The following is a 25,609-nucleotide window of genomic DNA, read 5'->3' on the forward strand; positions in this document are numbered from 1 at the left end:
GTGTCGATAAAACTGCCCCAAAAAAGAACGCTCCGAGCCAAGCACGCGCAAGCTTCTTGGCGAATGCCTGCTCGGAAGTTGCTTTTTTCACCTTTCCTCCCGATGCACATTCCGGATGGCGAAATCGAAAACCTATCAACACAGGGGATACGCAATTATATGTGCTTCAGTGTCGATCGGCGTTGGGTTGTGATGACAAAAGTGAAAAATTTACGAGCCCTCAAAATTCGAGTTTTCCACGTTCACGTAGGCCGGCCCTCGGAGCCGCTACCCCCGAGCTGAGCAGAGTCTCTTGATTGTCTGTCTTTTAGAAGTTGAGCCATCTTTTCAAAGTCAACCGAAATAAACAGGCCCTCTGCCTCAGCCGTCACCTCGTCTTTGGCCTTGCAATGTCCAACAGTGAAAATTTTTCTTCCCTCGATCTTTTCCACCCATCCCTCGAAAACCAGATCGGTGTTGAGCGGCGTCGGTCGTCGGTATCTGATCTGGAGCGTGCCGGTCATTCCAGGTTTTCCAGATAAGGACTGAGCAAAACCCAAAACCTCGTCGAAAGCGGCAGCCAGAATCCCGCCGTGTACGCATCCTGGGGGGCCCTCGTAGGCGTATCCATAGCGAACCCTGCCTACCACTTTGCTACGCAGGCCACCTGTTGCGAAATCAAACGGCCCAATTCCGTCTCCGCCTTCGCCTTCCCCATCCTTTCCAGAAAACTCTTCATCTCGATTCACTAGCTCAATGGCGATCGGGGGAGCAAGGGGGTTGGCTAACCCAATGATAGGGCTGTGATCAAAGAATGCGGATGGAGACCCCGCGTTGGCCGCCTCTGCGAACCCTTCGTACCAGCGTCGCTGACGCATGCCCTCCAATCGATCTGCGAACGCTGCTGCTGCATCCGCTGCTCTTTCTAGCTCATCTGCTGGAGCATCTACAATCACGAGCTTTTCAATAACTCTTCTCATCTCGGATGCGAGGCGGCGCGCTGCGTCGCGCCTCCGCTGAAACGAGTCAGCACCCACTTCCTCGCGCACAGCTCCCTCCTCAGCCGGTCAAGGTCCATCCTCTCCAGACTCCGGTTTCCACCGGCCTATACTTCGCGGACCCGATGCTTTTTGTAAGAGGACATCGATGAAATCTGTCCTAGGGTCAATAAAAGTCATCTGACATTCTGTACAATTCTTTCGTGCCGGGGAACTGCACCGACGATTTGTCAGTAAGCGTACAGATTTTCACCCGATCAATTCGATCGGGTGTGCGTCCGAAGGGTCGACAACTATAAGCAGGTCGAAAAGAAAGAATGAAGCTCGTTCCAACTCGTCGTACCGACTATGGCATACGGGCACTGCTTTACCTCGCTCATCGGTATCCCGAGTTAGGCAAGGCCGCTGAGATTGGTGCTGAGATGGATATCCCCGTAGGTTTCCTTCATCAAGTGCTCCAAGAACTGCAACGCTCTAGACTGGTGAGCTCTAGACCGGGAAGAGGCGGTGGCTACGCACTTTCCAAGCCCCCCGAAGCCATTACCATTAGAAGCATAATCGAAGCGCTAGAAGGCCCACTCGAGACACAGGAATGCGCTCTGAGAGGAGGTCCGTGCCATTGGATCAATGTCTGCGCTCTCCACTGGGTGTGGTCCGGCGCCCAGCACGCTTTCATCAAGGCACTGGACTCAGCCACCCTCGCACAGGTAGCAGACGATGACCGAGCATTACTGAACAGGAAAAAAACGGCGCCTCCGGACAGCCATCGGAAAGCCCAATCCCAGAAGAGACCCCATTCCAACAATCGTACACAAGCTGAGACGCCGCGGCGGGATCCTCGCTGACGCTATCCTCGGTCCACTTGTAAAGACTGCTACCGCTTTTCTCAGCTTGTCTCAGCTAGTGAAAGGGTGGTATGGCTCGAGTAGCTCTACCTCGACTGGTGACGCCTCTTCTTTGAACCTACGGCCGTCCTCGGCCTTACCTACGCCCTCCACAAACCCATAATGCATCGGCACCGCAATCTGGGGTTTTATAACTTTCACAAGCCCCGAAGCTTCGCTCACATCCATGCAGTAAGTTCCGCCGATCGGCACAAAAGCCACATGACACGAGAGCTTTTCGAGCTCCGGTAAGTGGTCTGTGTCACCAGCGTGGTAGTAAGTGTACCCGTCGAGCTCGAGGAGATATCCCACCCAGTTGTTGGCTTTCGGATGGTAGTCCAAACGTCCCTCCACAACGTTGTAAGCAGGGACCGCCTCGTAGGTTATTCCTGCAGCCTCCCCTTTATCCCCGGGAGCTATCGGAATTACCCTCCCCGACAACTCCCGGGCAACGTCCCGTGGGGCGACGATAACCGTACTCGACCGCTGCACCTTCTCGATGTCTTTTCTGGAAAAGTGGTCGAAGTGTGCATGCGTGATGAATATCGCGTCCGCTTCGGCATCGCCCTCCGGTATATCCCATGGATCGATATAGATGGTCTTTCCGGCGCCTTGCCACTTGTAGGAGGATTGTTTGTACCACCTGAACTTTTCGAGCATTCCCTCACCTCCTACTCTCGGTAATTTCTCCCATCTCGCCGATCGGGTCGTTTGGCCTTTGAACTTTGCGCGTTCCTCACTCGCCTGCAACTCTTCCGCCGGGCTAAGCGGCGTCAGTGTACCCAGCAACTGGATGTCGCGCACCCATCAGCACAGGCTAGGCGAATACGTCAATATCCTACAGAACCACAAAAGCACAAACATGACCCTGCGCATAGTCGACAGTTATGAGGTGGACTGGCTTATTTAGCCATACAAAGAGCATCCCCGCCGTTTGCCGATACCGAAACAAACTGGAAAGAGAGCACTAAGGAGAGAGCGATGGCGAACCTAGGCACCTTTGACGAAGGCAGCGTGCTCTACGAGCACAGGGGTCCGATCACGGTCATCACTATTTCTAGACCCGAGGTGCGAAACGCTGTCGATGAACCTACTGCTGCAGCGCTTTTCCGAGCCTTCGAGCTGTTTGAGGATGACGATGACGCTCGAGTGGCAGTACTCACAGGTGCCGGGGAGACGTTTTGTGCCGGTGCCGATCTTCGTGCACTGAGTCAGGGAAGGGAGAACCGAGTTCGAGACGATGGCCCTGGTCCAATGGGGCCTACCAGAATGGTCCTGGCCAAGCCAGTAATAGCGGCAGTCGAAGGCTACGCTGTTGCCGGAGGAATGGAGCTCGCTCTGTGGTGCGATCTACGAGTCGCGGCCCGCAACGCAGTGTTTGGGGTCTTCAATCGGCGTTGGGGCGTGCCCCTTGTCGATGGTGGGACTTTTAGGCTCCCTCGGATCGTAGGGATGGGAAGAGCTATGGAGCTGATATTGACCGGACGCCCGATGAGCGCCGAAGAGGCCTACCAAGCCGGGCTAGTGAACGCTGTCACTGAACCGGGACAGGCGCTCGACGCAGCAGTGCAATTGGCAACCCGGATCGCCCGCTTCCCTCAGACTACTCTCAACTGCGATCGCCTGGCAGCTTACGAAGCCAGCATGCTCCCAACTGAAGATGCCATAAGAGTCGAGTCCCGATGGGGAATGAAGGCGCTTGCCTCTGGTGAGGCCCTAGAGGGGGCCCGCCGATTCGCCCGAGGAGCCGGACGCCACGGCAATTTTGAAGATATCTAAGTTGTGACAAGTTGTGAGTCTTAGAGTATCCCCCCTCCCCCGATATCCAGACTCGCCTCCGAAGCTGAAAACGTCAACGCTTACTATGTATGGCCCGTCCTTGACTGATTTCTCCGGAATCTGTGGGCCGCGAAGGATTCGAACCTTCGACCACCGGATTAAAAGTCCGTTGCTCTACCAGGCTGAGCTAGCGGCCCTCGTCAACACGATACTCAAACCGATAGGCTCATCCAATCTCACTAATCTAAAGATCACTTTAGGTTTGTGCCCTGGCTAAAGGGCGCCGCGTAATAGTAGCGGGGGTATCTTTGTAATGAGCGTGACGGACAAAGAGCAAGCCATCTCCCCGGAGGAAGTGCGTCGGGTAGCCAGACTAGCGCGCCTTCGGCTAACCGACGAAGAGGTGGTCGCGTTCTCCGCCCAGCTTTCTCAAATCCTCAAGCACGCTTCGAAAATCAAAGAACTGGATACCTCCGGAATTCCCCCTACTTCACACCCCATCCGCCTGGCCAACGTGTGGAGGGAAGACGTCCCCCATACTTGTCTTTCGCCCGAGGTAGCCCTATCACAGGCACCCCACGTAGAAAACGGTATGTTCTCTGTGCCCCGAATCCTAGAGGCCGAGGAGTAAGTGAGATGGCCCCACCTCTCGAGATAAGCTCCCTCGGCGCACAAGGACTGGCGCGAGCAGTCTCTTCGGGTGAGATCTCGGCTGTGGAAATCGCTGAGGCGTATCTCGGCTGGATCGCGGAGAGTGATCATCGGATATCGGCTTTCTTGAAAGTTACCCCTGATTGGGCCTTAGAGAGGGCAAGACAAGTCGATGCTTCGAGGATTTCGGGCCAGAACCCGGGCACGCTCGCAGGAGTTCCGGTTTCAATCAAAGATGTTCTTTGCACCGAGGGAGTCGAGACCACCTGCGCATCAAAGATCCTAAAGGGCTGGATTCCTCCTTACACGGCAACCGCCGTCCAAAGGGTCATAGACAGCGGTGCGGTTCCGGTGGGAAAGACAAACATGGACGAGTTCGCGATGGGATCGTCCACAGAAAACTCTGCCTTTGGCCCAACCAAAAATCCCTGGGACACTTCCCGAGTTCCAGGGGGATCGTCGGGGGGTTCCGCGGCATCAGTGGCAGCATTGCAAGCCGCTGTTTCTTTGGGGTCGGACACCGGGGGCTCCATACGGCAGCCTGCTGCATTCTGTGGAATCGTAGGACTCAAGCCCACGTATGGGCGGGTCAGCCGGTATGGACTAGTTGCCTTTGCTAGCTCCCTAGACCAAGTAGGACCATTTGGAAGAAGCGTTCGCGACGCAGCCCTCGTCTACGACTGCATCGCTGGATACGATCCAAAGGACTCTACCTCTATTCCACCCGAAGCAGTAGGACCTGACGACGAGCCCGCGATCGCTGCAATTGAGAAGATGCGCTCTGCTGGGTCGAGGCCTTTGAGCGGATTGTCAATCGGATTGGTCAAGGAGCTGATGAATTCGGCAGTTGCAGCCGATGTCGAGGATGCGGCGCGTAGAGCGTGCGATCTTCTCTCCGAGCTTGGCGCGCACGTAGAAGAGGTGTCCCTTCCCTCATTCCAGTATGCCCTTTCGGCGTACTATCTGATCGCTCCCGCTGAAGCGTCCTCCAATCTCGCGCGCTACGACGGGGTACGCTACGGTCTCCGAGTGGACGCCGACGACGCGACATCCATGATGGCCCTCACTAGGAGTATGGGGTTCGGTCCGGAGGTGAAGCGACGGATCATGTTAGGCACGTATGCCTTGTCGGCGGGGTACTACGAAGCCTTTTACGGTACCGCGCTCAAGGTTCGGACCCTCGTGTCGCGAGATTTTCGCCATGCCTTCGACCGCTTTAATTTTCTGGCCTCTCCCACCTCTCCGACGACAGCCTTCCGCATGGGCGAGCGCCTCGAAGATCCCCTTTCTATGTACCTTTCGGATTTATGTACCATTCCGGCTAATTTAGCGGGAATTCCGGCGATTTCGCTTCCAGTAGGCCTAGACTCGACCAACCTTCCCATAGGTTTCCAGTTGATGGCTCCTATCCTTCATGAGTCTCGTCTTCTCGCTGTTGCTGATGCCCTGGAGGCCGCCTGCGATTTCGACCCAACCCCTCCCCTTGCAGCCCAGTCCGGCTCGCAGTAACTGGGTCACTGAGAAGGTGTCTGTGCGATGGGCAAGAGCGGACAGTATGGAGCGAAGGACTCACCGCCTATGAATCCTGAAAGTTTGCAAGGCGATGCGCAGTCTGGATCAGGCTCTGCAAAACTCGAAGAGCTGCTGGACTCTCATGGACTAGAGCTGACTATCGGCGTCGAGGTGCATGTCGAGCTGTCTACTGCCACCAAGATGTTCTGCGCTTGTCCCAATGTCTTTGGTGGCGAGCCAAACACCAGAATTTGCCCGGTCTGTCTCGGTTTGCCTGGGTCGCTACCCGTTCTCAACAGAAAAGCTGTAGAACTCGCCATACGAGTCGGGATCGCTCTTCATAGCGAGATTGCCGAGGTATGCCTGTTCCACCGAAAAAACTACTTCTATCCGGATATGCCCAAAAACTATCAGATCTCACAGTATGACGAACCCCTGTGTCGCGGAGGTTACCTCGATGTTCCCCTTCCGGATGGAACGTCAAAGAGAGTAGGTATCGTCCGAGCTCACCTCGAAGAAGACACTGGCAAATCGGTACATCTCGGGGAAACTGGTCGAATTCACGAAGCTGCGCGCTCTTTGGAGGATTACAACCGGGCTGGTGTACCTCTTCTCGAGATCGTGTCGGCGCCGGATATAGCAAGTCCTTTGCAGGCCCGCGCCTACGTTGCCGAGCTGAGACAGATCCTTCTGGCCACAGGGGTATCGGACGTCAAAATGGAGGAGGGATCGCTTCGATGTGACGCCAACATTTCGGTGACACGCAAGGGCTCCGGTCAGTTGGGAACCAAAATCGAGATCAAAAACATGAACTCCTTGCGGTCACTGCAGAAAGCCTTGGAATTCGAGGGAGTGCGTCAGGCCATAGCTGTCGCTTCTGGAGAATCTCTAGTCCAGGAGACACGGCACTGGAACGAGAGAGACGGTAAAACTCACCCAATGCGCTCCAAAGAGGAGGCAGAAGACTACCGGTATTTCCCCGAACCCGACCTGGTACCTTTATCTCCTGAAAAGCAATGGGTCGCCGACATCGAAGCCTCGATGCCAGAGTTACCCGAGCCCAAGCGCAAACGGCTAGTGGAGAGCTATGCAATAGAGCGCCGTCTGGCGGAGATCTTGGTGGCGAACCGAGGACTCGACGATCTATTCGAGGCAGCAGTTCATCACGGAGCTCCCCCAAAACAGGTGGCAAACTGGATCACCGGAGAAGTGCTCGCTCGTATAAACGAGTCGGGAGGAGACTCCAATCAACCTCCAGTGACAGGTCGCCAACTTGCAGGCCTCCTACGCCTTATTGAAGAGGGGAGGCTATCTACTCAACTCGCACGCCAGGCTTTGGACGCCGTAATCGACACCGGAAAGGACCCCGAAGACATCGTAGAGGATCTCGGTCTAGCCCAGGTTTCCGACGAAACGCACTTAGCGCAAATCGTCGCCAAGGTAATCGCTGCCAACCCAGAGCCAGTCGCTCGGTACAAAGCCGGCGAGGAAAAGCTTCTCGGCTACTTCGTGGGCCGGGTCATGCAAGAGACCAGGGGGAAAGCAAATCCTAGACTGGTCAACGAGCTTTTGAAAAAAGCGCTGTCTCAGCAGTCTTGAACCGCGTCTCCCTCACCCTCTGCGCCGTATCTGTTGCAATATCCCAAATAACATCGGGATGCATCCGCTCTAGCGAGCCTTTGGCCGCGAGGAACAGCCTCCCGGGCAGGATCGAGGTTCATGCGCTTCAAGTCGATGATCCGTATAACCCCAAAAATCCCTTCAATACTCCAGCAGCGGGCAGTCGCTTTGTCGCCGCGCACATAGTGGTGAGAAATGTCTCCGAACAGACGGTGACCATAGAGCCAACCGAGAGCTTTGAATTAGTGGGTCGCCTGGGGATCTCCTACCAGGTGGCAGTCTTGGTCGAAGAACCATCAGATCTCTCGTTCGGCGGTTCCAGCCTGGGTGTGATTCCCCCAGGAGCCTCGATAGAGGGATTCCTCCCGTTCCAAATGCCGCTGAGTGACGAGCCCGCACGCTTGCGCCTGATAAGTAGAGATTCTTATCGCGACATCGAACTTCCACCGCCAGCAGCGACCTCCACTCCCGCAGCCAGAGACAGGAGTCCTGCTCCGAATAACTAGGGGTAAGATAGGGTTCCGATTCCAGGCTGTAGATCCCGCCCTTTGGAGGGTACAGCGCGAATAGATCTGCTAATTGGACAATCCGTAAGCGGAGGATGCCAGAAGATGCCTGCACAGCAAAGAAAGAAGCACCCCAGTTTGGAGGTGACCCAAGGGCCTCACCGTGCTCCCCACCGCGCTATGCTCCGGGCGGTCGGGCTCAAAGACGACGACTTCGACAAGGTGATGATCGGGGTGGCCTCATCCTGGAACGAAGTCACCCCGTGCAACCTTGAACTAGACAAGCTGGAGCTAGCAGCAAAAGAGGGGGTGGCCGAGGCCGGTGGCATCGCTCTTCGCTTCAACACTATTGCGGTTAGCGATGCTATAGCGATGGGCCACTCGGGAATGCACGCCTCGCTCGTTTCCCGGGAGATAATCGCCGACTCGGTCGAGGTTGTATCTGTTGCTGAGAAGTTTGATGGTCTTGTAACGCTGGCTGGATGCGACAAAAGCCTTCCGGGAATGCTTATGGCGGCTGCCCGCTTGGACATTCCCTCGGTGTTCGTGTATGGCGGCACTATCATGCCAGGCAAGTACAAAGGCCAAACCGTCACTATCCAAGACGTGTTCGAGGCCGTGGGAAAACACTCGGCCGGAGAACTCTCCGACGAGGACCTTTACAAGCTAGAGTGCAGCGCTTGCCCTGGGGGTGGATCGTGCGGCGGCATGTTTACAGCTAACACCATGGCTGCGGCCTCGGAGGCGCTAGGAATGGCCCCACCAGGAAGCGCATCGCCGCCCGCGGTAGACCATCGGCGACTCGACTTTGGCCGACTAGCGGGAGAGCTGGCTGTGCGAGCGGTCGAATCCGAGTTATACCCCTCTAAAATCCTGACAAAGAGAGCTTTCGAGAACGCTATAGCCACAGTGCTGGCCTTGGGTGGGTCCACCAATGCAGTGCTGCATCTTTTGGCCATCGCCCGAGAGGCCAGAGTAGACCTTCGCATCGACGACTTCGATCGAATCGGGCGAAGGACCCCGGTAATTGCCGACCTCAAGCCCGCCGGTAGATATGTCATGTACGACTTGGACCTTGCAGGCGGGATTCCTGCGATCATGAGGCAATTGCTCGAGGCAGGCCTGCTACACGGGGATGCACTCACTATCACTGGAAAGACGCTCGAAGAGAACCTGGAGAAGATCACCGTAGATCGCAGCAGCGACGTCATCCGCGCGGTCTCGGATCCTATACAGAAGACAGGAGGAATGGCGATTCTACGAGGCAATCTCGCTCCGGAGGGATGCGTTGCCAAGGTTGTGGGACACGAGAACTTTATGTTCAAAGGCCCAGCACGGGTCTTCGACGGAGAAGAACTCGCATTCGACGCCGTGACCAAGGGAATCATTCGGCCAGGAGATGCCATTGTGATACGAAACGAGGGCCCAAGAGGCGGACCCGGCATGCGTGAGATGCTTGCGGTTACCGCTGCCATCCAGGGTGCGGGCCTGGGGGATCGCGTCGCACTGCTTACAGACGGAAGGTTCTCCGGCGCAACCCACGGGATGATGATCGCTCATATCGCGCCCGAGTCATCCGTGGGGGGACCGATAGCAGGTGTTAGAGACGGCGACACGATCGTGATCGATGTACCTCAGCGTCGCCTAGATATCGAGCTAGACGAAGAGACATTGGCCAAGCGGATAGCCGAGTACGAGCCTCCACCACCAAAGTTTCCAACTGGAGCAATGGCAAAATACGCATCAATGGTCTCGTCGGCCTCGGACGGAGCTGTGTGCCTGCCTAAGCTGACTTGAGGCGAGTACTCCCGGTTTCCTTCTCGATAGACCCATCCCCGCGGCGGGATTGGGTCACGTTAGCGACAATGGTACTTGCTATGAGCGCCTTAGTTCTCGCATACCCAGCCTGCAGCTCCAACCCCACCGCTGAAAACAAAACAGAGACGCCGCGCCCTACGACCACAGCGGTACTCACTACGGACGTGCTGCGCTTGGCAGAAAGCCCCCGACTCGGTACTGGTCCGGAGGTCACGATGACCGTTGACTCCGATATGGCGCTGGCCCTGGAGGAACCGCAGCCCACCCAGTCGAGATGGGTGCTGCTTTATACCCCGCCGTTTCTTTCCTCGGTTTCCGCCAACTTTCTTCCCCAAGGCGACGAATTCGACCCTCGCCCTCGCTCGGTATTTGTGTTCTCCCCGATCAAAAGTGGACGAGGTGAGGTGGAGTTCGCACGGCTTCCTCTGGAGTCAAACAAGGACCCTCTTCCAACGGTTAGGGTGACAATTTCCGCAAGCTGAGGGTTGGATATTACCAGTGCGTATTGCAGGTGTACTTTCCCTTGGGGCTAGGTCTGTCCTCAAAGGTAGAGCTTCGCCCTAGACCGGCACGAAGGGGGCCAAGGTATGACTACGAAGGAGCTGTATATTCCGACGAACGGGATCCGCTTGTACGCTGTCGAAGCGGGAGAGGGACCTCTAGTCTTGCTGCTTCACGGTTTCCCAGAATTCTGGTGGAGCTGGCACCACCAACTCGAGAAGATAGCCGAAGCGGGCTTTAAAGCAGTCGCAATAGACTTGCCAGGCTATGGTCGATCAGACAAGCCGGATACCAGGTACGACATTGTATTTCTCTCGGAGTGCATAGCTGGTATCCCTCGCCATTTCAGACGACGACAAATGGCCATAGCGGGCCACGATTGGGGTGGAATCATTGTGTGGACGTTCGCCAGATTTCATCCTGAGTCGGTGGCAGCGGTAATAGGCGTAAACACGCCGGACTTTCCCCGGCCTTCGGCCCCTCCCGTCCAGATCCTCCGAAGAATCAATCCTCATCAGCCTTCCTATATCGTCCAATTTCAGACACCTGGCGCCGCAGAGTACTTCATCGAGCAGGATATAGAGGCGTTCTTCCGCCTAATGTTCCTGGGTCCTGTGACCTGGCGTCGCGAGGTGTTTACGGACGAGGTGATAGAGATCTACTGTGAACAGTTCCGCCCCTACGGTTCTCTGTCCCCTCCGCTCGACTACTACCGCAATCTCGACCGAAACTGGGAGTTGACGCAAGCGCTAGCGGGGAGGAAAATTACCGCTCCCGCTCTAATGATCATGGCCCAGAACGATCCCGTACTCACTCCGGCTATGGCTGAGGGAATGGAAGAGCGCGTCCCCAATTTGAAAAAGGTCCTCATCGAAGAGTGCGGACACTGGACACAGCTGGAACAACCCGTAAAAACTGGACAGGCGATGGTCGAGTTTCTCCGCTCCATTCCTGGATGGGACTAGGACTACCTAGCTAAATCGGACCTACAAAACGCAGGTTGTACGGGCTTGGAACTCGCTTACTATATCGAGATCGTCGCTGTAGATAGCGTCTACGCCAAGATGGCAGACCCTTTCCAAATCTTTCCTATCGTTCACATCCCACGCGAAAACTTGTAGTCCGAGACCGTGAGCTTTGTCGACTAGGCGCTGTGTCCATGCAGAGTGGTGAGCGTTGAACGCATCGAGTCCTGCCGACGCCGCTTTGGTAATTCGTTTCTCCAGTAACCAGCCTGGCCTGTGAAACGGTGTCGAGTCAACCAGCTTGACAGCAGGATTTTTCTTACGCCATGCCATCAGATACGAGTAGACAAAAGAACACAGCCACAATCGAGAGACAGCCGTTTCCCCACTCGATGAAGCCGCGTCGATAGCGAGTTCCCCAGCCCTACGTGTAAGCGAATCTAGCGAAACCTCCACGCTGTCACCGATACGCTCGTAAAAATCGTCGATAGTAGGAATGTAGTCGGGAAGTTTCGAGTATCGGGTTGAACGTATCGGACGCGGAACGAAGCGACCTTTTATAGACATGTCATGGTGTATTACACACACGCCGTCTCTTGTCACCCGGATGTCGGCTTCGATTCCACGAGCTCCGCGATTGACGGCTCGCTCGAATGCATCTAGGGTGTTTTCGATCACCGTTCTGCCGTCGTTAGTCCAGTGAATCCCGCCCCTATGCGCAAAGGCCAAGCCTCGTTTCTCGGTCAGGCTGCTTTCGTCAGGAACCCCAGAGGCTGCGTCGTTCAAGCGGAAATGTTTCCCTGAATGTCGCCGTTATGCGTCTTAGGCTCGGTAAGCATTCTTCACACTGCATAACATGATAGGACTTCAACATGAGATGTCACGACACCCACAACGCTGAGGCGTCCGATTTGAACCCCAGCGCTGCTCACCGGGTTGTAGCAACAGTTAGCACTCCTGTTTCTAAACCATCCTCAGCGGCGACTGCTTACACCTGCCCCATGCACCCAGAGGTCATACGGGACGGGCCCGGAGATTGCCCGACCTGCGGCATGGCACTCGAGCCCCAAACTGTCACGACGTCCGAGCCTCAGTCCAATCCAGAGCTTCTCGATATGTCGAGGCGCTTCTTCGTGTCAGCGGCAATCAGCATTCCCCTGGTAGTCCTTACTATGGGTCGGCTCTTGGCCAAAGGACTGTTTTCCGATCTCCTCTCGCACAGGGCTCAGGCCTACCTCGAGCTTGTGCTGGCTACACCCGTATGCACTTGGGCTGCTTGGCCGTTTTATGTGCGAGCCATGGCTTCTATCAGAAACCGCAACCTCAATATGTTCACGCTCATAGGGCTGGGGGTTAGCGTTGCATTCGCCTACAGCGTTGTCGCCACCCTCATACCGGGCGTATTTCCGGCATCTTTCCGAATAAACGGAGAGGTGGCAACGTATTTCGAGGCTGCTGCGGTTATCACCACTCTTGTTCTGCTGGGCCAGGTCCTCGAACTCAGGGCTCGCCAAAGAACGGGACAGGCGATCAGGGAACTCCTCGGAATGCAAGCCAAGACCGCACGAAGAATTGAAGCGGAAGGGGCCGAAATCGACGTCCCAATAGAAGTTGTGCAAGCCGGGGACATACTGAGGGTCAGGCCCGGCGAGAAGATTCCCGTCGATGGAGTAGTCGTCGAGGGCGCCAGCTCTGTGGACGAGTCCATGGTCACAGGAGAGCCGATACCCGTAGAGAAGAACCCTGGAGACAGGGTAATCGGCTCTACGGTCAATGGAACCGGTACATTGCTGATCCGCGCAGAGAAGGTGGGATCGGAAACACTCCTGGCGAGGATAGTCGCCATGGTAGCGGACGCCCAGCGGAGCAAAGCCCCGATACAAAAGATGGCAGACGCTGTAAGCGGATACTTCGTGCCCACGGTAGTCGCAATTGCCGCGGTGACGTTCGTGGTGTGGGCACTCGTTGGACCGCAGCCTCGGATGGCCTATGCGCTCGTCAACGCGGTAGCGGTTCTCATCATCGCTTGCCCTTGTGCCCTGGGGTTGGCAACCCCTATGTCGATCATGGTGGCTATGGGGATTGGTGCAAGGATGGGAATCCTGTTCCGAAATGCCGAGGCAATCGAGGTTATGCGCCGAGTCGACACCGTTGTAGTGGACAAGACTGGAACCTTGACAGAGGGCAAACCCCGCCTGGTCGACGCGATTCCCCGCAGGGATGTAGATGATTCGCATCTCGTGGCAGTCGCTGCGTCCTTGGAGAAGGGGAGCGAGCACTCATTGGCAGAAGCGATCGTACTTTGGGCAAAGATGAAGGGCATTGACTTGCCCAAGGCAGAAAGGTTCGAGTCTAGACCTGGCAAAGGAGTGGTGGGAATCGTCGATGGAGAACGAGTCGCTCTCGGTAATCGGGCGCTAATGGACGAGCTCGGCGTAGACGTGCGAGATCTCGCAGAGCCAGCCGAGGCTTTGAGCAAAGAGGGGCACACGGTGGTTTTCGTAGCATCGGGTGCTGAAGCTATCGGGTTGCTCGGCGTCGAAGACCCCATCAAAACGTCTACGCCCGAGGCTTTGAGGGCGCTGCACAACAACGGAATTCGGGTCGTAATGCTTACAGGAGACAACCGCACCACTGCAGAAGCCGTGGCAGCAAAACTCGGCATAGACGAGGTTTTCGCCGAGGTCCTTCCAGATCAAAAAGCGGAAATCATCAGAAAACTACAAGCCGAGGGGAGAGTTGTCGCTATGGCAGGAGACGGCGTAAACGACGCACCTGCGCTCGCTCAGGCAGATGTCGGAATTGCTATGGGCACCGGCACCGACGTTGCAATGGAAACCGGAAGTGTTACCTTGGTCAAGGGTGACCTAAGAGGGATAGTGCGTGCTCGCCTCTTGAGCAAGCACACAATGCGAAACATAAAGCAGAATCTTTTCTGGGCCTTTCTCTACAACGTGCTTGGGGTTCCCGTAGCTGCCGGAGTCCTCTACCCCTTCACCGGAGTCTTACTGAGTCCCGTAATTGCCGCCGCGGCAATGAGTTTCAGCTCAGTGTCTGTAATCGCAAATTCGCTGAGGCTGCGGCGGGTGGCAATCTAGGGTTTGTAAATTCGCCACGCCGCGTCAGAAAAAATCTCAGTACTCTTATAGAGGCCTATAGAGGCCGCGGGCGTCTCAGTTGGAAGGCGCCTCATGACAGAGAGATGTCCGATGCTTCCTCAGGAGCCTAAATGAAGATCACCGGGGCCGAGGCACTCATCAAATCGCTCGAGCAAGTTGGTGTGGAAGTCATATTTGGACTGCCTGGCGGCGCGATCCTTCCCGTATACGACCCCCTGATCGAGTCGAGTATACGACACATACTGGTGCGTCACGAGCAGGGCGCTGGGCATGCAGCCGAAGGATATGCTTGGGCCACCGGAAAACCCGGTGTCGCAATGGTCACGAGCGGCCCCGGCGCTACGAACATCGTTACGCCTCTCGCCGACGCTTACATGGATTCGGTCCCAATAGTTGTTATCACCGGACAGGTGCCATCCAGAGTTATCGGATCCGATGCTTTCCAGGAGTGCGACACTACTGGCATCACGATGCCGATTACCAAACACAACTACTTGATTACACGCCCCGATGAAATTCCCGATGTCGTCGCAGAGGCGTTCTACATTGCAACTACAGGGAGGCCTGGCCCGGTCCTCATCGATGTCCCCAAAGACATCTCTCAGGCTGAAACCACTTGGCACTGGCCCAGTCAAATTGACTTGCCCGGCTACAAGCCCACAACCCGAGGTCATCCCCGCCAGATCAGAGAGGCGGCAAGGCTGATTTTGTCGTCCAAACGCCCTGTCATATATGCGGGTGGCGGGATTGTAAAAAGCCGAGCGGCCGAAGAGCTGAGAGAGCTAGTCGAGCTTTTGGATCTTCCTGTGGTTACCACGCTGATGGGAAGAGGCGTGATCCCAGACGACCATCCGCTGTGCCTGGGAATGCCCGGAATGCATGGCAATTACACCGCAGTGACCTCGATGCAAAAGGCCGACTTGCTAATCGCTCTTGGCGTTCGCTTCGACGACCGGGTGACCGGGAAGGTCGATGCGTTTGCTCCGCATGCGAAGGTCATACACGCCGACATCGACCCGGCAGAGCTAGGGAAGGTCAGGCGGCCTGACGTGCCGATCGTGGGAGAGGCAAAACAAGTCATCGCGGAACTCCTTAAAAGTATCCGTGTCGAGCTTGAGAAGCGATCCAAGCCCGATCTTAGCGAGTGGTGGGCACAGCTGCGTGAGTGGCAGAGAAAGTACCCCCTGCAGTATGACCAGAACTCGCGAGGGCCCCTCAAGGGCCAGTTTGTCGTAGAAAAGCTCTACGAGGTCACTGGCGGAGACTGCTTCTTGGTAGCCGGAGTGGGCCAGCACCAGATGTGGGCCAGCCAATACTGGCACTTCAACAAGCCCTACCACTGGATCAACTCCGGGGGCTTGGGAACGATGGGCTTTGCAATTCCCGCTGCTATAGGAGCCAAGGTTGGGTGCCCGGACGAAACCGTGTGGGCTATAGATGGCGACGGATGCTTCCAGATGACAGCCCAGGAACTGATAACGGCAACAGTTCACGGAGTTCCCATAAAAGTGGCTGTCTTGAACAACGCCTATCTCGGCATGGTACGCCAGTGGCAAGAGCTCTTCTACGACGAGCGATACTCAGAAGTAGAACTCGGGTACGAGATCCCCAACTACGTCAAGTGGGCAGAGGCCATGGGGTGCTACGGGTTCCGAGTAGAAAACCCCGACGATGTTCAGCCAACCCTTGAAAAAGCACACTCCATAACAGACCGCCCCGTCGTCATCGACTTCAGGATCGACTACACCGAGCATGTTTATCCTATGGTTCCAGCAGGAGCGAGCAACGACGAGATCATCCTTTCCAAAGAGGAGGATCCCGACGCTCGAGAAGATCACATCCCTGCCGAAGGAGACACCCGATAGGCAGGAGTCTCAGGCGAAAACGGTCGCTTAGGGAGAGTCTCGCTCGGATGTTTACGACCGGGGAGGGCACCGATGACACACCCTGAAAACCCAGAATCCAGGATGCGAATTATTTCGGTGTTGGTGGAAAACAAGCCCAGAGTTTTGGCTCGAGTAGCCGGGCTGTTTGCCAGACGGGGATTTAACATTCACTCGCTCGCAGTCGCCCCCACTGACAACCCAGCCCTATCCAGAATGACCATAGTGGCCTTCGGAGACGACAGAACTACAGAACAGATGACCAAGCAGCTCAACAAGCTCATCAATGTCATAAAGGTCGTCGAGCTATCGGAGAGCACGGCTGTTAGCCGAGAGCTGATGCTAATACAGGTGCAGGCAGCCCCTGAAACGCGGGCTCAGCTTATAGAAATTTCGGACGTATTCAGAGCCAAGGTCGTAGATGTCGGAGCAGACTCGCTGATAATCGAGTGCACTGGGACACCCGACAAAATCCACGCACTAGAGGATCTGCTTAGGCCCTACGGCATCATCGAGATGACGAAGACGGGGCGAATCGCTCTACAGCGCGGCCCGAAGGTAAAACCGGCTCGAGTGATTAGGGCGGCCAACAAGGCTACAGCCTGAAAGCTGTCCTATACCCGCCAGGAGAGGCAACCGCCTGGAGGTGGTTGTGTGAAAGCGCCATCTCATGCTTGGTGTCCCTCTGCTATTCCCCTCTGAGCCCATCCCATCAGATATCCCTTGGCCAACTCGGCCTTCTCGTACCTAGCCACAAGGTCCCAAAACCGCTTCCCGTGCGAGGGTTCGATGAGATGTGCTAGCTCGTGAACAAGAATGTAGTCCTGGACCCACTTCGGAAAAATCCGGATCTCAGTAGATACCCGGATTTCCTTTGTGTCGGGACTACAGGACCCGTACATTGTTTTCGAGGATCGAATCAACTTTAGTCCTTTCCAGCGAAGTTTCCCTTCAAAGTACCGCTGGTTTAGTCGCTCAGCTCTCCTCTGTAAGGCTCGCAGGAGTTCGTCTGCGTCGGCGGAGAACCTGTGGTCGAGACGAGCTTTCATCTTGGCGATCCAGTGATCTTCCGCTTTTTTCGGCAAGTCGGCGGGAAGATAAACGTGCAGTTCTTTCCCGACTAGCTTGGCCTCTACCGTGACCTTTCGTCTCGGGGACCTATGAACTACGACTCGATACTCGGTATGTGCTCGCTTGGTTCGGGTGGCGTCTCCCAATCCGCCTCCTCTCCTCTCCTTACTCACCTCTCTGGGAGCTGTCGAAAGATTGTGTGTTTGTTTTTCCACTCGCAGTGTCTCGAAAAATTAGTCCGGATGTACCAATTCCGAATATCGCAAATTGACCATCCCTCACAGACGAGGACTAGCTAGCACCCGTTTTCGCATCCAACGCGGACAAGGATAGCCACCCTCTATACGGCCCGGAGCCAAAGTGGAGATGGCTTGCAAATAGAGTTACCCTTTTCCATCTGGCATGGGGTCGTGTACCGGTCGGTAAACTTAATCGCTATTGCTCCTTGGAGTTACCCGCTGAGGAGTCGACAGCGAATAAGCTTGGTTGTTTCCGTCTAAGGAGGATCCCAGATGCCGCTGAACAGGGAGGCAGTAGGTCGAGAGACCGACGAGTTTACATACGAAGTTACCGCCGATAAGACCATCGCTTACGCAAAGGCTACTAACGAGCAGAATCCTATCTTCTTGGACGAAAACAGAGAGGGCGGCATTATTGCTCCCCCGATATTCAGCGTGGTTCCCGCTTGGCAAGCCTCCGGGGCAGCTATGTCGCAGGTCGTCCCATCGTCCGACTTCCCTCGCCTCGTACATGGTGAACAGGACATGTGGTTTTACAACCCGGTCAGGCCTGGGGACAAACTAACCTCCAAAGCCAAGGTCATTTCGGTGGAAGAGAAAGCCACTGGAGAGACTGCTACAGCCGAAGTAACTACAAAAAGGCAGGACGGCGAAGTAACAACTGTCTCGAGAATGACAATATTTATCCGAGGCACTGGATCCGGTCAGCGCCAGCCGAAACCGCCTGAACCCGATCGAGGCCAGCCAGTGGCCGAAGCTACTCAGAAGATCGACGAAGACCAAACCTTCCGATATGCCGAGGCCTCTGGAGATCGGAATCCGATACACCTTGACGAGAACTTTGCCAAGTCAGTCGGTCTCCCCGGCATCATCAATCATGGCTTGTGTACGATGGCTTTTGTTTCCCGGGCTGCGATAGAAGCGCTTGCAGACAACAACCCACTTAGGCTCCGACGCCTCAAGGTGCGCTTCTCCAGACCCGTGCTTCCGGGCCAAAAGATTACTACGCGCTTTTGGGAGGCAGGGGAAGCCGACGGGGACAAGGTCTACGAGTTCGAGACCGTGAACGAGGAGGGGGTCGCGGTCATAAAAGAGGGCATTGCTCACATCGCCCCAGGCTCATAGCTTCCGTATAACGCACCGAGGACGACCGGTAAGGTAAGGGCTTCCGGCGTGATTGACAGGCGAGGGAGTATTGGCAATCCACAGCAGCCAACGTCCAGTAAATGAACTGGCCGAGATTCCCCCCAGAGACCCCGGGCTCTTTCTCATTCCGGCACTTGGTCTCGCGTGCGTAATTTCGGTTTTTATTGGCCCGGCGTTAGTTGCCATACCGTTGGCAGTAGCCGCGGCGGCAGCTGCGGTTCCCTACAGGCAATGTATGGAGGCAAGGGCGGTGAAGGTCTCCACTGGCTTCGTTGCCGCCGGAAGCGCCCTCGTTACCGTGGTAGCCGGCGTTCGCCCGGCTCTTTTCCTGTTCGCGACGGTAATTTGTTTGTTTGCCGCAGCTGTCATCTCTATGACAAAGCTCGAAGGAGGGGGGGTTGCCGACTCGCTTTTCGCGTCTTTTCTGGGAATCGCTTTGCTGGGGATAGCTCCGTCACACCTTGCACTTATAGCCAACTCTCCTTTCGCAGGAGGCGAGACCACAGGACGGGCCTTAGCCGTGGTGGTGATAATCACCGGTGCCGCAGCTCTAGGTGCAGCGTCGTTTGCCAGCCACTCTCTCCAAGCACGCTCAACAGGTGGAGCGATTCTTGGAGGAGAGTTAGGCGCAGATTTGGCGGGGCTTCTCTCTGCCATCCTGGTCTCGCTAATCGCTTCGACGATAAAAAGGCCGCGCGGATCTGCTTTAGACTACCTACTGCTAGCTGTGGTCGTTGCCGCAGTAGTCGCTGCGGGCCGTCGTCTAACCTCTACGCTGACCTCTGGAGGTACAGACGTCCAAGAAATGGTCTGGCCGCAAAAAATCGGTGATGCATACTCCTTGAAAATCTTTGTTCCCATCTCTCTTTCATTTGCAGCAACGTACTATCTGGCAAAGATCGTATTCGTGTGAGACGACACTTGCCGCTGGCCTCCAGAAACGAGGATGGTACAACAGCCGTTTACGGCGATCTGGCCGAGCGTCTTTTGCTTGGCCTGGTTTTCGATCCCCGGGTACTTGATGCGAGGGCCGCTCCGTTGGGTTGTGGAATCTATGAACTCCCCTCCGGCGCGGTCACAGCAGTGGTAGCGGTGCCACCCAAGGCCGACTTGGCACATACGATCTGGGCGGCCCTGGATTCGCTGAAGGCTGCAGGATGTAGCTTGCCCTCTGGATCGTTTGCCACCCCTAACGATGTGCGCTTTCGCCTCGTCGCCAGAGTCTTGCTCGATACCCACTCCCTCCGGTCACAGCTGTATCGTCTTGCCGTAGCGGAAGAGGTCGCTATACCCGATACCTACGTGGCCATAAGTCCTAGATCAAAGTTGGACATCTTGGCCGAAGCGACGTCTGCTCCCATGCGAGCCGGACCCATCTGGGCAAGTCCATTGCCTGTTTCTAGTCCATCGTCAGTCTCTGTCTATGGGCACACAACCCCCGCCGAGTCTTACTTCAACTCCGCGTACAAGTCCGAATTGTTCGGCATGGCCTGCCGGAAGCTCGATCGCGAAAAGATAAGGGGAATGCGGAGAGTACAGTGGGCAATCATCCCTTTCGCACGGCGCCATTGTTCGTACGTCGGCGACTCTACCATCAAGCCCCACAAAGATGAGGTCGAGCGGGAAATACGTGTCCTTCATCCAAAAGGACGCTTCAGATGGCGTCGAATCGGGGAACAAAAATATCATTCCGTCGAAGGCACCGATGTTACTCCGTCCAGACAGCCCCTCGACGCGAGCCTCGGGCGTGTCAGCCACTTCGAGACACAAAAACGAGTGACCTCCCAAAAGCATGGCCGTCTCCGCAAACGGAGAGGTCGAAGTGGGCTTGGCCGTAGACTTAGAAGCCATCGACGCTGCTACCGCGGCAGCTACGCCCAAAACTATCAATCCCCCTCCTACTAGCCCCATAGCGATCACTCGGATCCAGTCTCGTCCGGCGGCCTCCTTGCCCTCAGTAGCTCCCAAGCCTTGAGGTATATCGACCCCACCGTGCTCCTCACTACTCCCAGCCATAACGGGCTTTTAGTGCTTGAGCAACATCTTCGGACAGATCATACGACTCTTCATCCGACGGAAACCGGCCCTCGATAACAGCTGATGCGTAATTTGAAACTGCTTCTACGGCAAGGGTCTCCAGATCCCCGAACGACCTAACGAACCTCGGGCGGCGTTGCGAGCTCATGCCCACAATGTCGTGGAAGACTAACACCTGACCGTCGCAGTGGGGGCCGGCACCTATCCCGATTGTCGGCACTGACACCTCGTTTGTGATAATGCGGGCTAGCTCCCTAGGTACACACTCCAGGACAATCGAAAATACGCCAGCTGCTTCCAAGGCTTTTGCATCTTCGATCAGTCGATATGCCGCGTCGGCAGCCTTGCCCTGCACCTTAAACCCCCCGAAACTGTGCACCGATTGGGGAGTGAGGCCGATGTGGCCCATAACAGGAATTTCTGCATCGAGTAAAGCCTCGATAGTTCGAATTCGCTTCGATCCTCCCTCGATCTTTACTGCTGCGGCACCGCCCTCTACTATCATCCGACCCGCGTTCTTAACCGTTTCTTCGGGAGATACGTGGAAACTGAGATAGGGCATGTCGGCCACTACGAGGGGGGTGCGCAAGGAACGGGTCACGGCGCCAGTGTGGCGTACGATATCGTCCACCGTGACCGCGAGAGTGGTGTCGTATCCGAGCACCACCATTCCCAACGAGTCGCCTACAAGCACGATATCAACGCCAGCAGCCTCGGCAACTCTGGCAGAGACGGCATCGTACGCCGTCACCATTACGATTGGTCGCCCCGATGGACCACTGTCGCCGCCGCCTTTCCCTTCGGCCCGCATCCTTGTATATTTCCGGGCCTGCACCTCGGGAACGGTAACTGGGGACCGAATTCGAGAGGGATTTTCCTCAGAAGGTACGGGTGGAAGCGTAGTCATCGTTCCTCCTCCGTCCAGTGCCCTCGTTAGCTGAATACAGACGGGCTACCGGCGGTCACTCGCTTGCTCAAGTCTAACTCAGCGCTATCTTCATCCAGGTCGATCAAATCCCTACCGGATACGGCATACCAAATGAGCAAGCCGGCAAGCACCAGTGCTCTGGCATAAACAGAGGCAATAAAAATCGTCCTCCACCCGCTCGGACCCAAGTTAGGAGAGTACGCGAACCACCAAAATCCGCTAGCCAAAAGTACGGCATCAGCTGCGAAATATGAAGCGATCAGTGGCCAAGGCGTCTCCACGACCACAAAAAACACAAGCATCCACAGGGCGTACTGTGGAGAGTGAACCTTCGAGACGAGTAAAAACAGGCAGACGACAGCGCCGAACGTCGCCCATGGGTCCCTCCCTTTCCGACTCTGGTGCAATAGCAGCCCGAAAAAGCCAGCTAAAAACAGAACAAGGGATGCGACATCCACAAATTCCTTGTAGCTCTGCGAGGTTGGACCTCCCATAATCACAGCCGAAAGGCCGAAGAGCGCTATGCCTACACACCCAACGAGCCACACGACCACCGCCGCGGCAGGGGCCGTTTTACATGCGCGACCACGGCGACGCAGTCCTACTACATAGCCCACTAGCAGACCACCGCCGGCCATCCATGAGATTGTTGGAACCCAACTTGCCGGTGCTGTCCTGTGGGAAGGGATGCTCATCCATTCTGCCCACCAATACCAGACGGTTCCGAAGTCCGGCGACCGTCTGGCATGAAAAGCGAATACTCCGAGCCATCCCTTGAGGGAGCCGTCTTTTAAAAGCTCCAGCACAACGAAGGGGGCGTTGACAACTGTCCAAGTGGCGACAGCAGCACCAACTAACGCAACTCCATGACGCACAGCACGCCCTTTTGCGATGGCAGCCACTGCAAGCGAAGGAACCCCATACGCGGGAAAAAGTTTGGCCGCGGCACCTAGACCCGTCAGAGCTCCGACCCGAAAGGTCTTGCCTCTGCTCCAGGCCCATGCCGCCCCAGCGAGTGGAGCCACTGCCAGTAGATCCCAGTTATGAAACGAGTAAAAAACCAGCGGTGGGCCAACAGCGAACAGCAATGCCCTTTTGTATTTCGGCTTGACGGCCTCGAACAGGGCCATCGTGGCAGCCAGCGCAGAGATTGCGAGGAATGGAACATTCGCGATGAAAAAGGAGACGTGAGACGTGGATAAATACGACGCTCCCCACATCTCTATGGCAATAAGAACCGGATACTCGAACGTCTTCTCCTCTACATAAGGCATGCGCCTTTGGTCTAAGCCCCTCAATCCGTAGAGCGGCTGAAGGTCGTTGTAGCAGAGAGTTGTGTACTGAATGTACCCAGGCGGTCCCCACGGTCTGTAAAGGCACGGGGCCTTCATTGCCAATCCGACTGAAAGCGAAACTAGTGTCGCCGAGATTACAATTGCTCGCCACTTTCGCTCGGATAAAGCTACCCGATCGCGACCGTCGTGATCACTTCCTCCAACAAGTCCCTGCAGAGCTCTCCCTCCATCAAGTGGAACTGGAACTCGGTGACGGCGAGGCAGATGGGCTTGGAGACCGTCTAGGAGAAGGCGTGGGTGACGGACTCGGCACCGCCTCAGCAGGGCTCGGCTGGGGCGAAGGGGTAGGAGTGGGACAAGCGGGAGTGTCTATTTCCGCAATAGGCGATGAACGCGGGTCTAGACACGGATCGGATGTGGCCCCAACGATTCTCCCCGTGAACTTAGGTGTCACGAATGATGTGGCCTTCTTTCCCTCCAAGGCCTTTTTCATGTACCGAGCCCAGATGCTCGCAGGAAACGTGCCCCCAGCAACGGCCCTTCCGTGAACATTGGTCATTTTGTGTTCGCGACCCTCGGGAAATCCCATCCAGATTGCGGTGGAGTACTGCTGGGGAGTGTATCCGACAAACCAGGCGTCCCCGTAGTCCTCCGTAGTTCCCGTCTTCCCAGCGGCAGGACGGCCAATGGCTGCGCCCTTTCCTGTACCTCTCGCAATCACAGCCTGTAGTGCAAAGTTCACCTGGTCAGCTTCGTTTTCCTCGAGAACACGGTGCTTCGGCGAAGACGCCTCCTCCAAGACGTTTCCCTCAGAGTCCAGCACTTTGTCGACAGCACGAGCGGAAGTAGCCAAACCCCGGTTTGCGAAAACCAAGTACGCTGTGGCCATGTCCAGAGGCGACACCTCCTCCGAACCAAGCACTATTGCGGGGGTAGGCTGCAATTTCGCCTCGATTCCGAGTCGTTTGGCCATCTCGACCGTTGCCTCAGCGCCCACCTCAAGCTGAAGCTGGGCATAGATAGTGTTGATTGAGTTAGCGGTCGCGACTACCAAGTCTTCGGTTCCGTAAGCTGCTCCTCCGTAGTTCTTGACCTCCCATGTTCCGCCTCCGGGTAGCTTGAGAGTAATAGAAGCAGGGCCGGGGAACCTCGACTTGAGAGATATGCCTTTGTCGATGGCGGCTGCGAGGGTTATTGGCTTGAATGCCGATCCCGGCTGCCGACCGCTACCCCCTCCAGCTGCACCCGTAGCGAGGTTTACCTCGCTGGCTTGATAGTCCCGTCCCCCAATCATGGCAACTATTCGGCCCTCGGAATCAAGCGTCACAATCGCCGCCTCAGGATCACCTGGCTTATCCAGTACCGAGTCGATCGCCTCCCTTGCGTATGACTGCAGCCCGGGATCGAGGGTCGTGTACACCTTCAGACCCCCTTTGAATACCCTCTCTGAGGTGTACTTAGAAATGAGGTACTGCCTTACATAGTCGACAAAGTACGCAGCTGACGGAGGGCCGCTCAACTGCGCTCTTGGGGGCGGCAGGACGCACTGCTTCCCTTGCGAGGGAGCCTGGCCTGCCTCGCAACGCTCGAACCCCAACGAAGACCACGACTCATAGTCACCTTTTGAGATATAGCCTAGCTCTGCCATTGCTGCCAACGAGGCGTTTCGCCGAGCCTTAGCTGCCTCGGGGGCTTTTAGCGGGTCGGCAAGCTCGGGTGCCCGTATCAGACCCGCAAGAACAGCTGCTTCAACTGGATTGATCTGAGATGCGTCCTTCCCGAAGTACACGCGAGCGGCGGCTTGTGCTCCGTAGGCGCCTCTACCGAAATAAATACGGTTCAAATAAAGCGAGAAAATTTCATCTTTAGTGTGTCTACGCTCAAGCTTGACAGCGAGAGCTGCCTCTTTGAGTTTTCGTGTTAGGGTGCGTTCGCCCCCTGTGTAAACGAGCTTTACATACTGCTGAGTTATCGTGCTCCCCCCCTGAGTGACCTCACGGTTTCGGATAGCCGCCCACAGTGCTCTTGCTGCCCCGCGTAAATCGACGCCTCTGTGGTGGAAAAAATTGCGGTCCTCGGTCGCTATAACAGCGTTTTTGAAGGACTCGGATATCCGGTCCAGCGGAACGATCACTCTGTTTTCGCCTGCATGAAGCTGGGCCAATTCAGCACCCGAGGAGTCGTAAATGAACGTCGTCTGCGGGGGGGCGTCGACGTCGGGTGGAAGCTCTACTCGAGACAGAATATAAGCCAAGCCCAGAACCCCAATAACCGCGAGTAGCAACGTTGCGAGGAGAATCCATCTCAGTCTAGGTAGAAACGGGATCCGCTTCTTTCGGTACCGAACCTTTGACGGTCGAGACGTGAGTCGAGACCGTTGTTTGTCCTTTACTTGTCGGGCGCTTCTTTTTTCTCTGGTGACTTCGTTTGAATTTCTCCGTTGGGCTGAATCGCTCCGCTCGTCCAAAAGAGCAGATGCCGCACGTTTCGAAGGTTGAGCAGTGCGCCTTCCCCCGCTGCCTTTACTCTCGGTACGAATCGGCTTCGTTTGCTCACTCTCTGCAGAAGATCCTCCGCCTTGTGAGGATCTCCTCGTTCGAGACCCCCCAAGAACACGTGGATCGGAACTTATATCGGCATCTGCTAAGGAACGCCGCTGTGCCGGGCGCTTTGCCATG

22 protein-coding genes and 1 tRNA gene are annotated in these 25,609 nt (G+C 56.1%); 14 read left to right on the top strand and 9 right to left on the bottom strand.

Annotated elements, in window-relative coordinates:
- Window positions 1-242: 242 nt before the first annotated feature.
- Window positions 243-1,028, bottom strand: a complete 786-nt coding sequence (locus C4318_00930) for a hypothetical protein (GenBank protein ID MER3453710.1) — start codon at window positions 1,026-1,028, stop codon at window positions 243-245.
- 266 nt (window positions 1,029-1,294) lie between these two features.
- Between C4318_00930 and C4318_00935 the strand changes: the two genes are divergently transcribed.
- Window positions 1,295-1,822, top strand: coding sequence for a hypothetical protein (locus C4318_00935; GenBank protein ID MER3453711.1), 528 nt, complete (start codon window positions 1,295-1,297; stop codon window positions 1,820-1,822).
- Window positions 1,823-1,873: 51 nt separating this feature from the next.
- Here the strand turns inward: C4318_00935 and C4318_00940 are convergent, their stop codons facing one another.
- Window positions 1,874-2,665 carry a Zn-dependent hydrolase gene (locus tag C4318_00940; GenBank protein ID MER3453712.1) on the bottom strand — a complete coding sequence of 264 codons (792 nt, stop codon included), beginning with the start codon at window positions 2,663-2,665 and terminating at the stop codon, window positions 1,874-1,876.
- Window positions 2,666-2,842: 177 nt separating this feature from the next.
- Here C4318_00940 and C4318_00945 point away from each other — a divergent pair, with 177 nt between their 5' ends.
- Window positions 2,843-3,640 (top strand): crotonase/enoyl-CoA hydratase family protein, encoded by a 798-nt coding sequence (locus C4318_00945; GenBank protein MER3453713.1) that lies wholly within the window; start codon window positions 2,843-2,845, stop codon window positions 3,638-3,640.
- 123 nt (window positions 3,641-3,763) lie between these two features.
- Here C4318_00945 and C4318_00950 read toward each other — a convergent pair.
- A tRNA-Lys gene (locus tag C4318_00950) sits at window positions 3,764-3,837 on the bottom strand.
- Between the two features lie 116 nt (window positions 3,838-3,953).
- Here C4318_00950 and C4318_00955 point away from each other — a divergent pair.
- From C4318_00955 to C4318_00985, 7 genes are all read left to right on the top strand, one after another.
- Window positions 3,954-4,271, top strand: a complete 318-nt coding sequence (locus tag C4318_00955) for an Asp-tRNA(Asn)/Glu-tRNA(Gln) amidotransferase subunit GatB (protein ID MER3453714.1) — start codon at window positions 3,954-3,956, stop codon at window positions 4,269-4,271.
- Window positions 4,272-4,276: 5 nt separating this feature from the next.
- Complete coding sequence (locus C4318_00960; protein MER3453715.1) at window positions 4,277-5,800, top strand: Asp-tRNA(Asn)/Glu-tRNA(Gln) amidotransferase GatCAB subunit A; 1,524 nt, start codon at window positions 4,277-4,279, stop codon at window positions 5,798-5,800.
- Window positions 5,801-5,869: 69 nt separating this feature from the next.
- A complete protein-coding gene (locus C4318_00965) occupies window positions 5,870-7,402 on the top strand; it encodes an Asp-tRNA(Asn)/Glu-tRNA(Gln) amidotransferase GatCAB subunit B (GenBank protein ID MER3453716.1) in 1,533 nt (510 codons plus the stop codon).
- The gene (locus C4318_00970; GenBank protein MER3453717.1) at window positions 7,399-7,929 is read left to right on the top strand and encodes a hypothetical protein; all 531 of its coding nucleotides are present in this window, start codon (window positions 7,399-7,401) and stop codon (window positions 7,927-7,929) included. Before C4318_00965 ends, C4318_00970 begins: the two co-directional genes overlap by 4 nt.
- 105 nt (window positions 7,930-8,034) lie before the next feature.
- On the top strand, window positions 8,035-9,726 hold the full coding sequence (gene ilvD, locus C4318_00975; GenBank protein MER3453718.1) for a dihydroxy-acid dehydratase: 1,692 nt from the start codon (window positions 8,035-8,037) through the stop codon (window positions 9,724-9,726).
- Window positions 9,727-9,962: 236 nt separating this feature from the next.
- The gene (locus C4318_00980; protein MER3453719.1) at window positions 9,963-10,229 is read left to right on the top strand and encodes a hypothetical protein; all 267 of its coding nucleotides are present in this window, start codon (window positions 9,963-9,965) and stop codon (window positions 10,227-10,229) included.
- Between the two features lie 105 nt (window positions 10,230-10,334).
- Complete coding sequence (locus C4318_00985; GenBank protein ID MER3453720.1) at window positions 10,335-11,213, top strand: hypothetical protein; 879 nt, start codon at window positions 10,335-10,337, stop codon at window positions 11,211-11,213.
- A gap of 21 nt (window positions 11,214-11,234) precedes the next feature.
- On the opposite strand, the gene C4318_00990 is transcribed toward C4318_00985, so the two are convergent.
- Window positions 11,235-11,999 carry a hypothetical protein gene (locus C4318_00990; protein ID MER3453721.1) on the bottom strand — a complete coding sequence of 255 codons (765 nt, stop codon included), beginning with the start codon at window positions 11,997-11,999 and terminating at the stop codon, window positions 11,235-11,237.
- 215 nt (window positions 12,000-12,214) lie between these two features.
- On the opposite strand from C4318_00990, the gene C4318_00995 reads away from it, so the two are divergent.
- The 3 genes from C4318_00995 to C4318_01005 all read left to right on the top strand — a co-directional run bounded on the left by C4318_00995 (window position 12,215) and on the right by C4318_01005 (window position 16,821).
- Window positions 12,215-14,311: a copper-translocating P-type ATPase gene (locus C4318_00995; protein ID MER3453722.1), complete on the top strand. Its 2,097-nt coding sequence runs from the start codon at window positions 12,215-12,217 to the stop codon at window positions 14,309-14,311.
- A 131-nt stretch (window positions 14,312-14,442) separates the two neighbouring features.
- Window positions 14,443-16,197: an acetolactate synthase large subunit gene (locus tag C4318_01000; protein ID MER3453723.1), complete on the top strand. Its 1,755-nt coding sequence runs from the start codon at window positions 14,443-14,445 to the stop codon at window positions 16,195-16,197.
- Between the two features lie 102 nt (window positions 16,198-16,299).
- Window positions 16,300-16,821 carry an acetolactate synthase small subunit gene (locus C4318_01005; protein ID MER3453724.1) on the top strand — a complete coding sequence of 174 codons (522 nt, stop codon included), beginning with the start codon at window positions 16,300-16,302 and terminating at the stop codon, window positions 16,819-16,821.
- Window positions 16,822-16,883: 62 nt separating this feature from the next.
- Here the strand turns inward: C4318_01005 and C4318_01010 are convergent, their stop codons facing one another.
- Window positions 16,884-17,501, bottom strand: a complete 618-nt coding sequence (locus C4318_01010; protein ID MER3453725.1) for a hypothetical protein — start codon at window positions 17,499-17,501, stop codon at window positions 16,884-16,886.
- A gap of 297 nt (window positions 17,502-17,798) precedes the next feature.
- Here C4318_01010 and C4318_01015 point away from each other — a divergent pair, with 297 nt between their 5' ends.
- The gene (locus C4318_01015; protein ID MER3453726.1) at window positions 17,799-18,650 is read left to right on the top strand and encodes a dehydratase; all 852 of its coding nucleotides are present in this window, start codon (window positions 17,799-17,801) and stop codon (window positions 18,648-18,650) included.
- A 52-nt stretch (window positions 18,651-18,702) separates the two neighbouring features.
- A complete protein-coding gene (locus C4318_01020; GenBank protein MER3453727.1) occupies window positions 18,703-19,584 on the top strand; it encodes a hypothetical protein in 882 nt (293 codons plus the stop codon).
- A 497-nt stretch (window positions 19,585-20,081) separates the two neighbouring features.
- Here the strand turns inward: C4318_01020 and C4318_01025 are convergent, their stop codons facing one another.
- The 4 genes from C4318_01025 to C4318_01040 all read right to left on the bottom strand — a co-directional run bounded on the left by C4318_01025 (window position 20,082) and on the right by C4318_01040 (window position 25,608).
- The gene (locus C4318_01025; GenBank protein ID MER3453728.1) at window positions 20,082-20,687 is read right to left on the bottom strand and encodes a hypothetical protein; all 606 of its coding nucleotides are present in this window, start codon (window positions 20,685-20,687) and stop codon (window positions 20,082-20,084) included.
- Window positions 20,674-21,519, bottom strand: coding sequence for a 3-methyl-2-oxobutanoate hydroxymethyltransferase (gene panB, locus C4318_01030; GenBank protein ID MER3453729.1), 846 nt, complete (start codon window positions 21,517-21,519; stop codon window positions 20,674-20,676). The genes C4318_01025 and panB overlap by 14 nt, the downstream gene beginning before the upstream one ends.
- 122 nt (window positions 21,520-21,641) lie before the next feature.
- Window positions 21,642-22,910, bottom strand: a complete 1,269-nt coding sequence (locus C4318_01035) for a hypothetical protein (protein MER3453730.1) — start codon at window positions 22,908-22,910, stop codon at window positions 21,642-21,644.
- A gap of 250 nt (window positions 22,911-23,160) precedes the next feature.
- Complete coding sequence (locus tag C4318_01040; GenBank protein MER3453731.1) at window positions 23,161-25,608, bottom strand: penicillin-binding protein; 2,448 nt, start codon at window positions 25,606-25,608, stop codon at window positions 23,161-23,163.
- Window position 25,609 lies beyond the last annotated feature (1 nt).

The organism is Acidimicrobiia bacterium (genome assembly GCA_040289475.1).
GTDB lineage: Bacteria > Actinomycetota > Acidimicrobiia > ATN3 > PSLF01 > PSLF01.

What these genes read in the sequence shown, in the direction of transcription:
- C4318_00935 (MER3453711.1), top strand. Translation starts at nt 1,295, where the DNA reads ATGAAGCTCGTTCCAACTCGTCGTACCGACTATGGCATACGGGCACTG.
- C4318_00945 (MER3453713.1), top strand. Translation starts at nt 2,843, where the DNA reads ATGGCGAACCTAGGCACCTTTGACGAAGGCAGCGTGCTCTACGAGCAC.
- C4318_00955 (MER3453714.1), top strand. Translation starts at nt 3,954, where the DNA reads ATGAGCGTGACGGACAAAGAGCAAGCCATCTCCCCGGAGGAAGTGCGT.
- C4318_00960 (MER3453715.1), top strand. Translation starts at nt 4,277, where the DNA reads ATGGCCCCACCTCTCGAGATAAGCTCCCTCGGCGCACAAGGACTGGCG.
- C4318_00965 (MER3453716.1), top strand. Translation starts at nt 5,870, where the DNA reads ATGAATCCTGAAAGTTTGCAAGGCGATGCGCAGTCTGGATCAGGCTCT.
- ilvD (MER3453718.1), top strand. Translation starts at nt 8,035, where the DNA reads ATGCCTGCACAGCAAAGAAAGAAGCACCCCAGTTTGGAGGTGACCCAA.
- C4318_00980 (MER3453719.1), top strand. Translation starts at nt 9,963, where the DNA reads ATGACCGTTGACTCCGATATGGCGCTGGCCCTGGAGGAACCGCAGCCC.
- C4318_00985 (MER3453720.1), top strand. Translation starts at nt 10,335, where the DNA reads ATGACTACGAAGGAGCTGTATATTCCGACGAACGGGATCCGCTTGTAC.
- C4318_00995 (MER3453722.1), top strand. Translation starts at nt 12,215, where the DNA reads ATGCACCCAGAGGTCATACGGGACGGGCCCGGAGATTGCCCGACCTGC.
- C4318_01000 (MER3453723.1), top strand. Translation starts at nt 14,443, where the DNA reads ATGAAGATCACCGGGGCCGAGGCACTCATCAAATCGCTCGAGCAAGTT.
- C4318_01005 (MER3453724.1), top strand. Translation starts at nt 16,300, where the DNA reads ATGCGAATTATTTCGGTGTTGGTGGAAAACAAGCCCAGAGTTTTGGCT.
- C4318_01015 (MER3453726.1), top strand. Translation starts at nt 17,799, where the DNA reads ATGCCGCTGAACAGGGAGGCAGTAGGTCGAGAGACCGACGAGTTTACA.
- C4318_01025 (MER3453728.1), bottom strand. Translation starts at nt 20,687, where the DNA reads ATGGCTGGGAGTAGTGAGGAGCACGGTGGGGTCGATATACCTCAAGGC.
- panB (MER3453729.1), bottom strand. Translation starts at nt 21,519, where the DNA reads ATGCGGGCCGAAGGGAAAGGCGGCGGCGACAGTGGTCCATCGGGGCGA.
- C4318_01035 (MER3453730.1), bottom strand. Translation starts at nt 22,910, where the DNA reads ATGCCTTATGTAGAGGAGAAGACGTTCGAGTATCCGGTTCTTATTGCC.
- C4318_01040 (MER3453731.1), bottom strand. Translation starts at nt 25,608, where the DNA reads ATGGCAAAGCGCCCGGCACAGCGGCGTTCCTTAGCAGATGCCGATATA.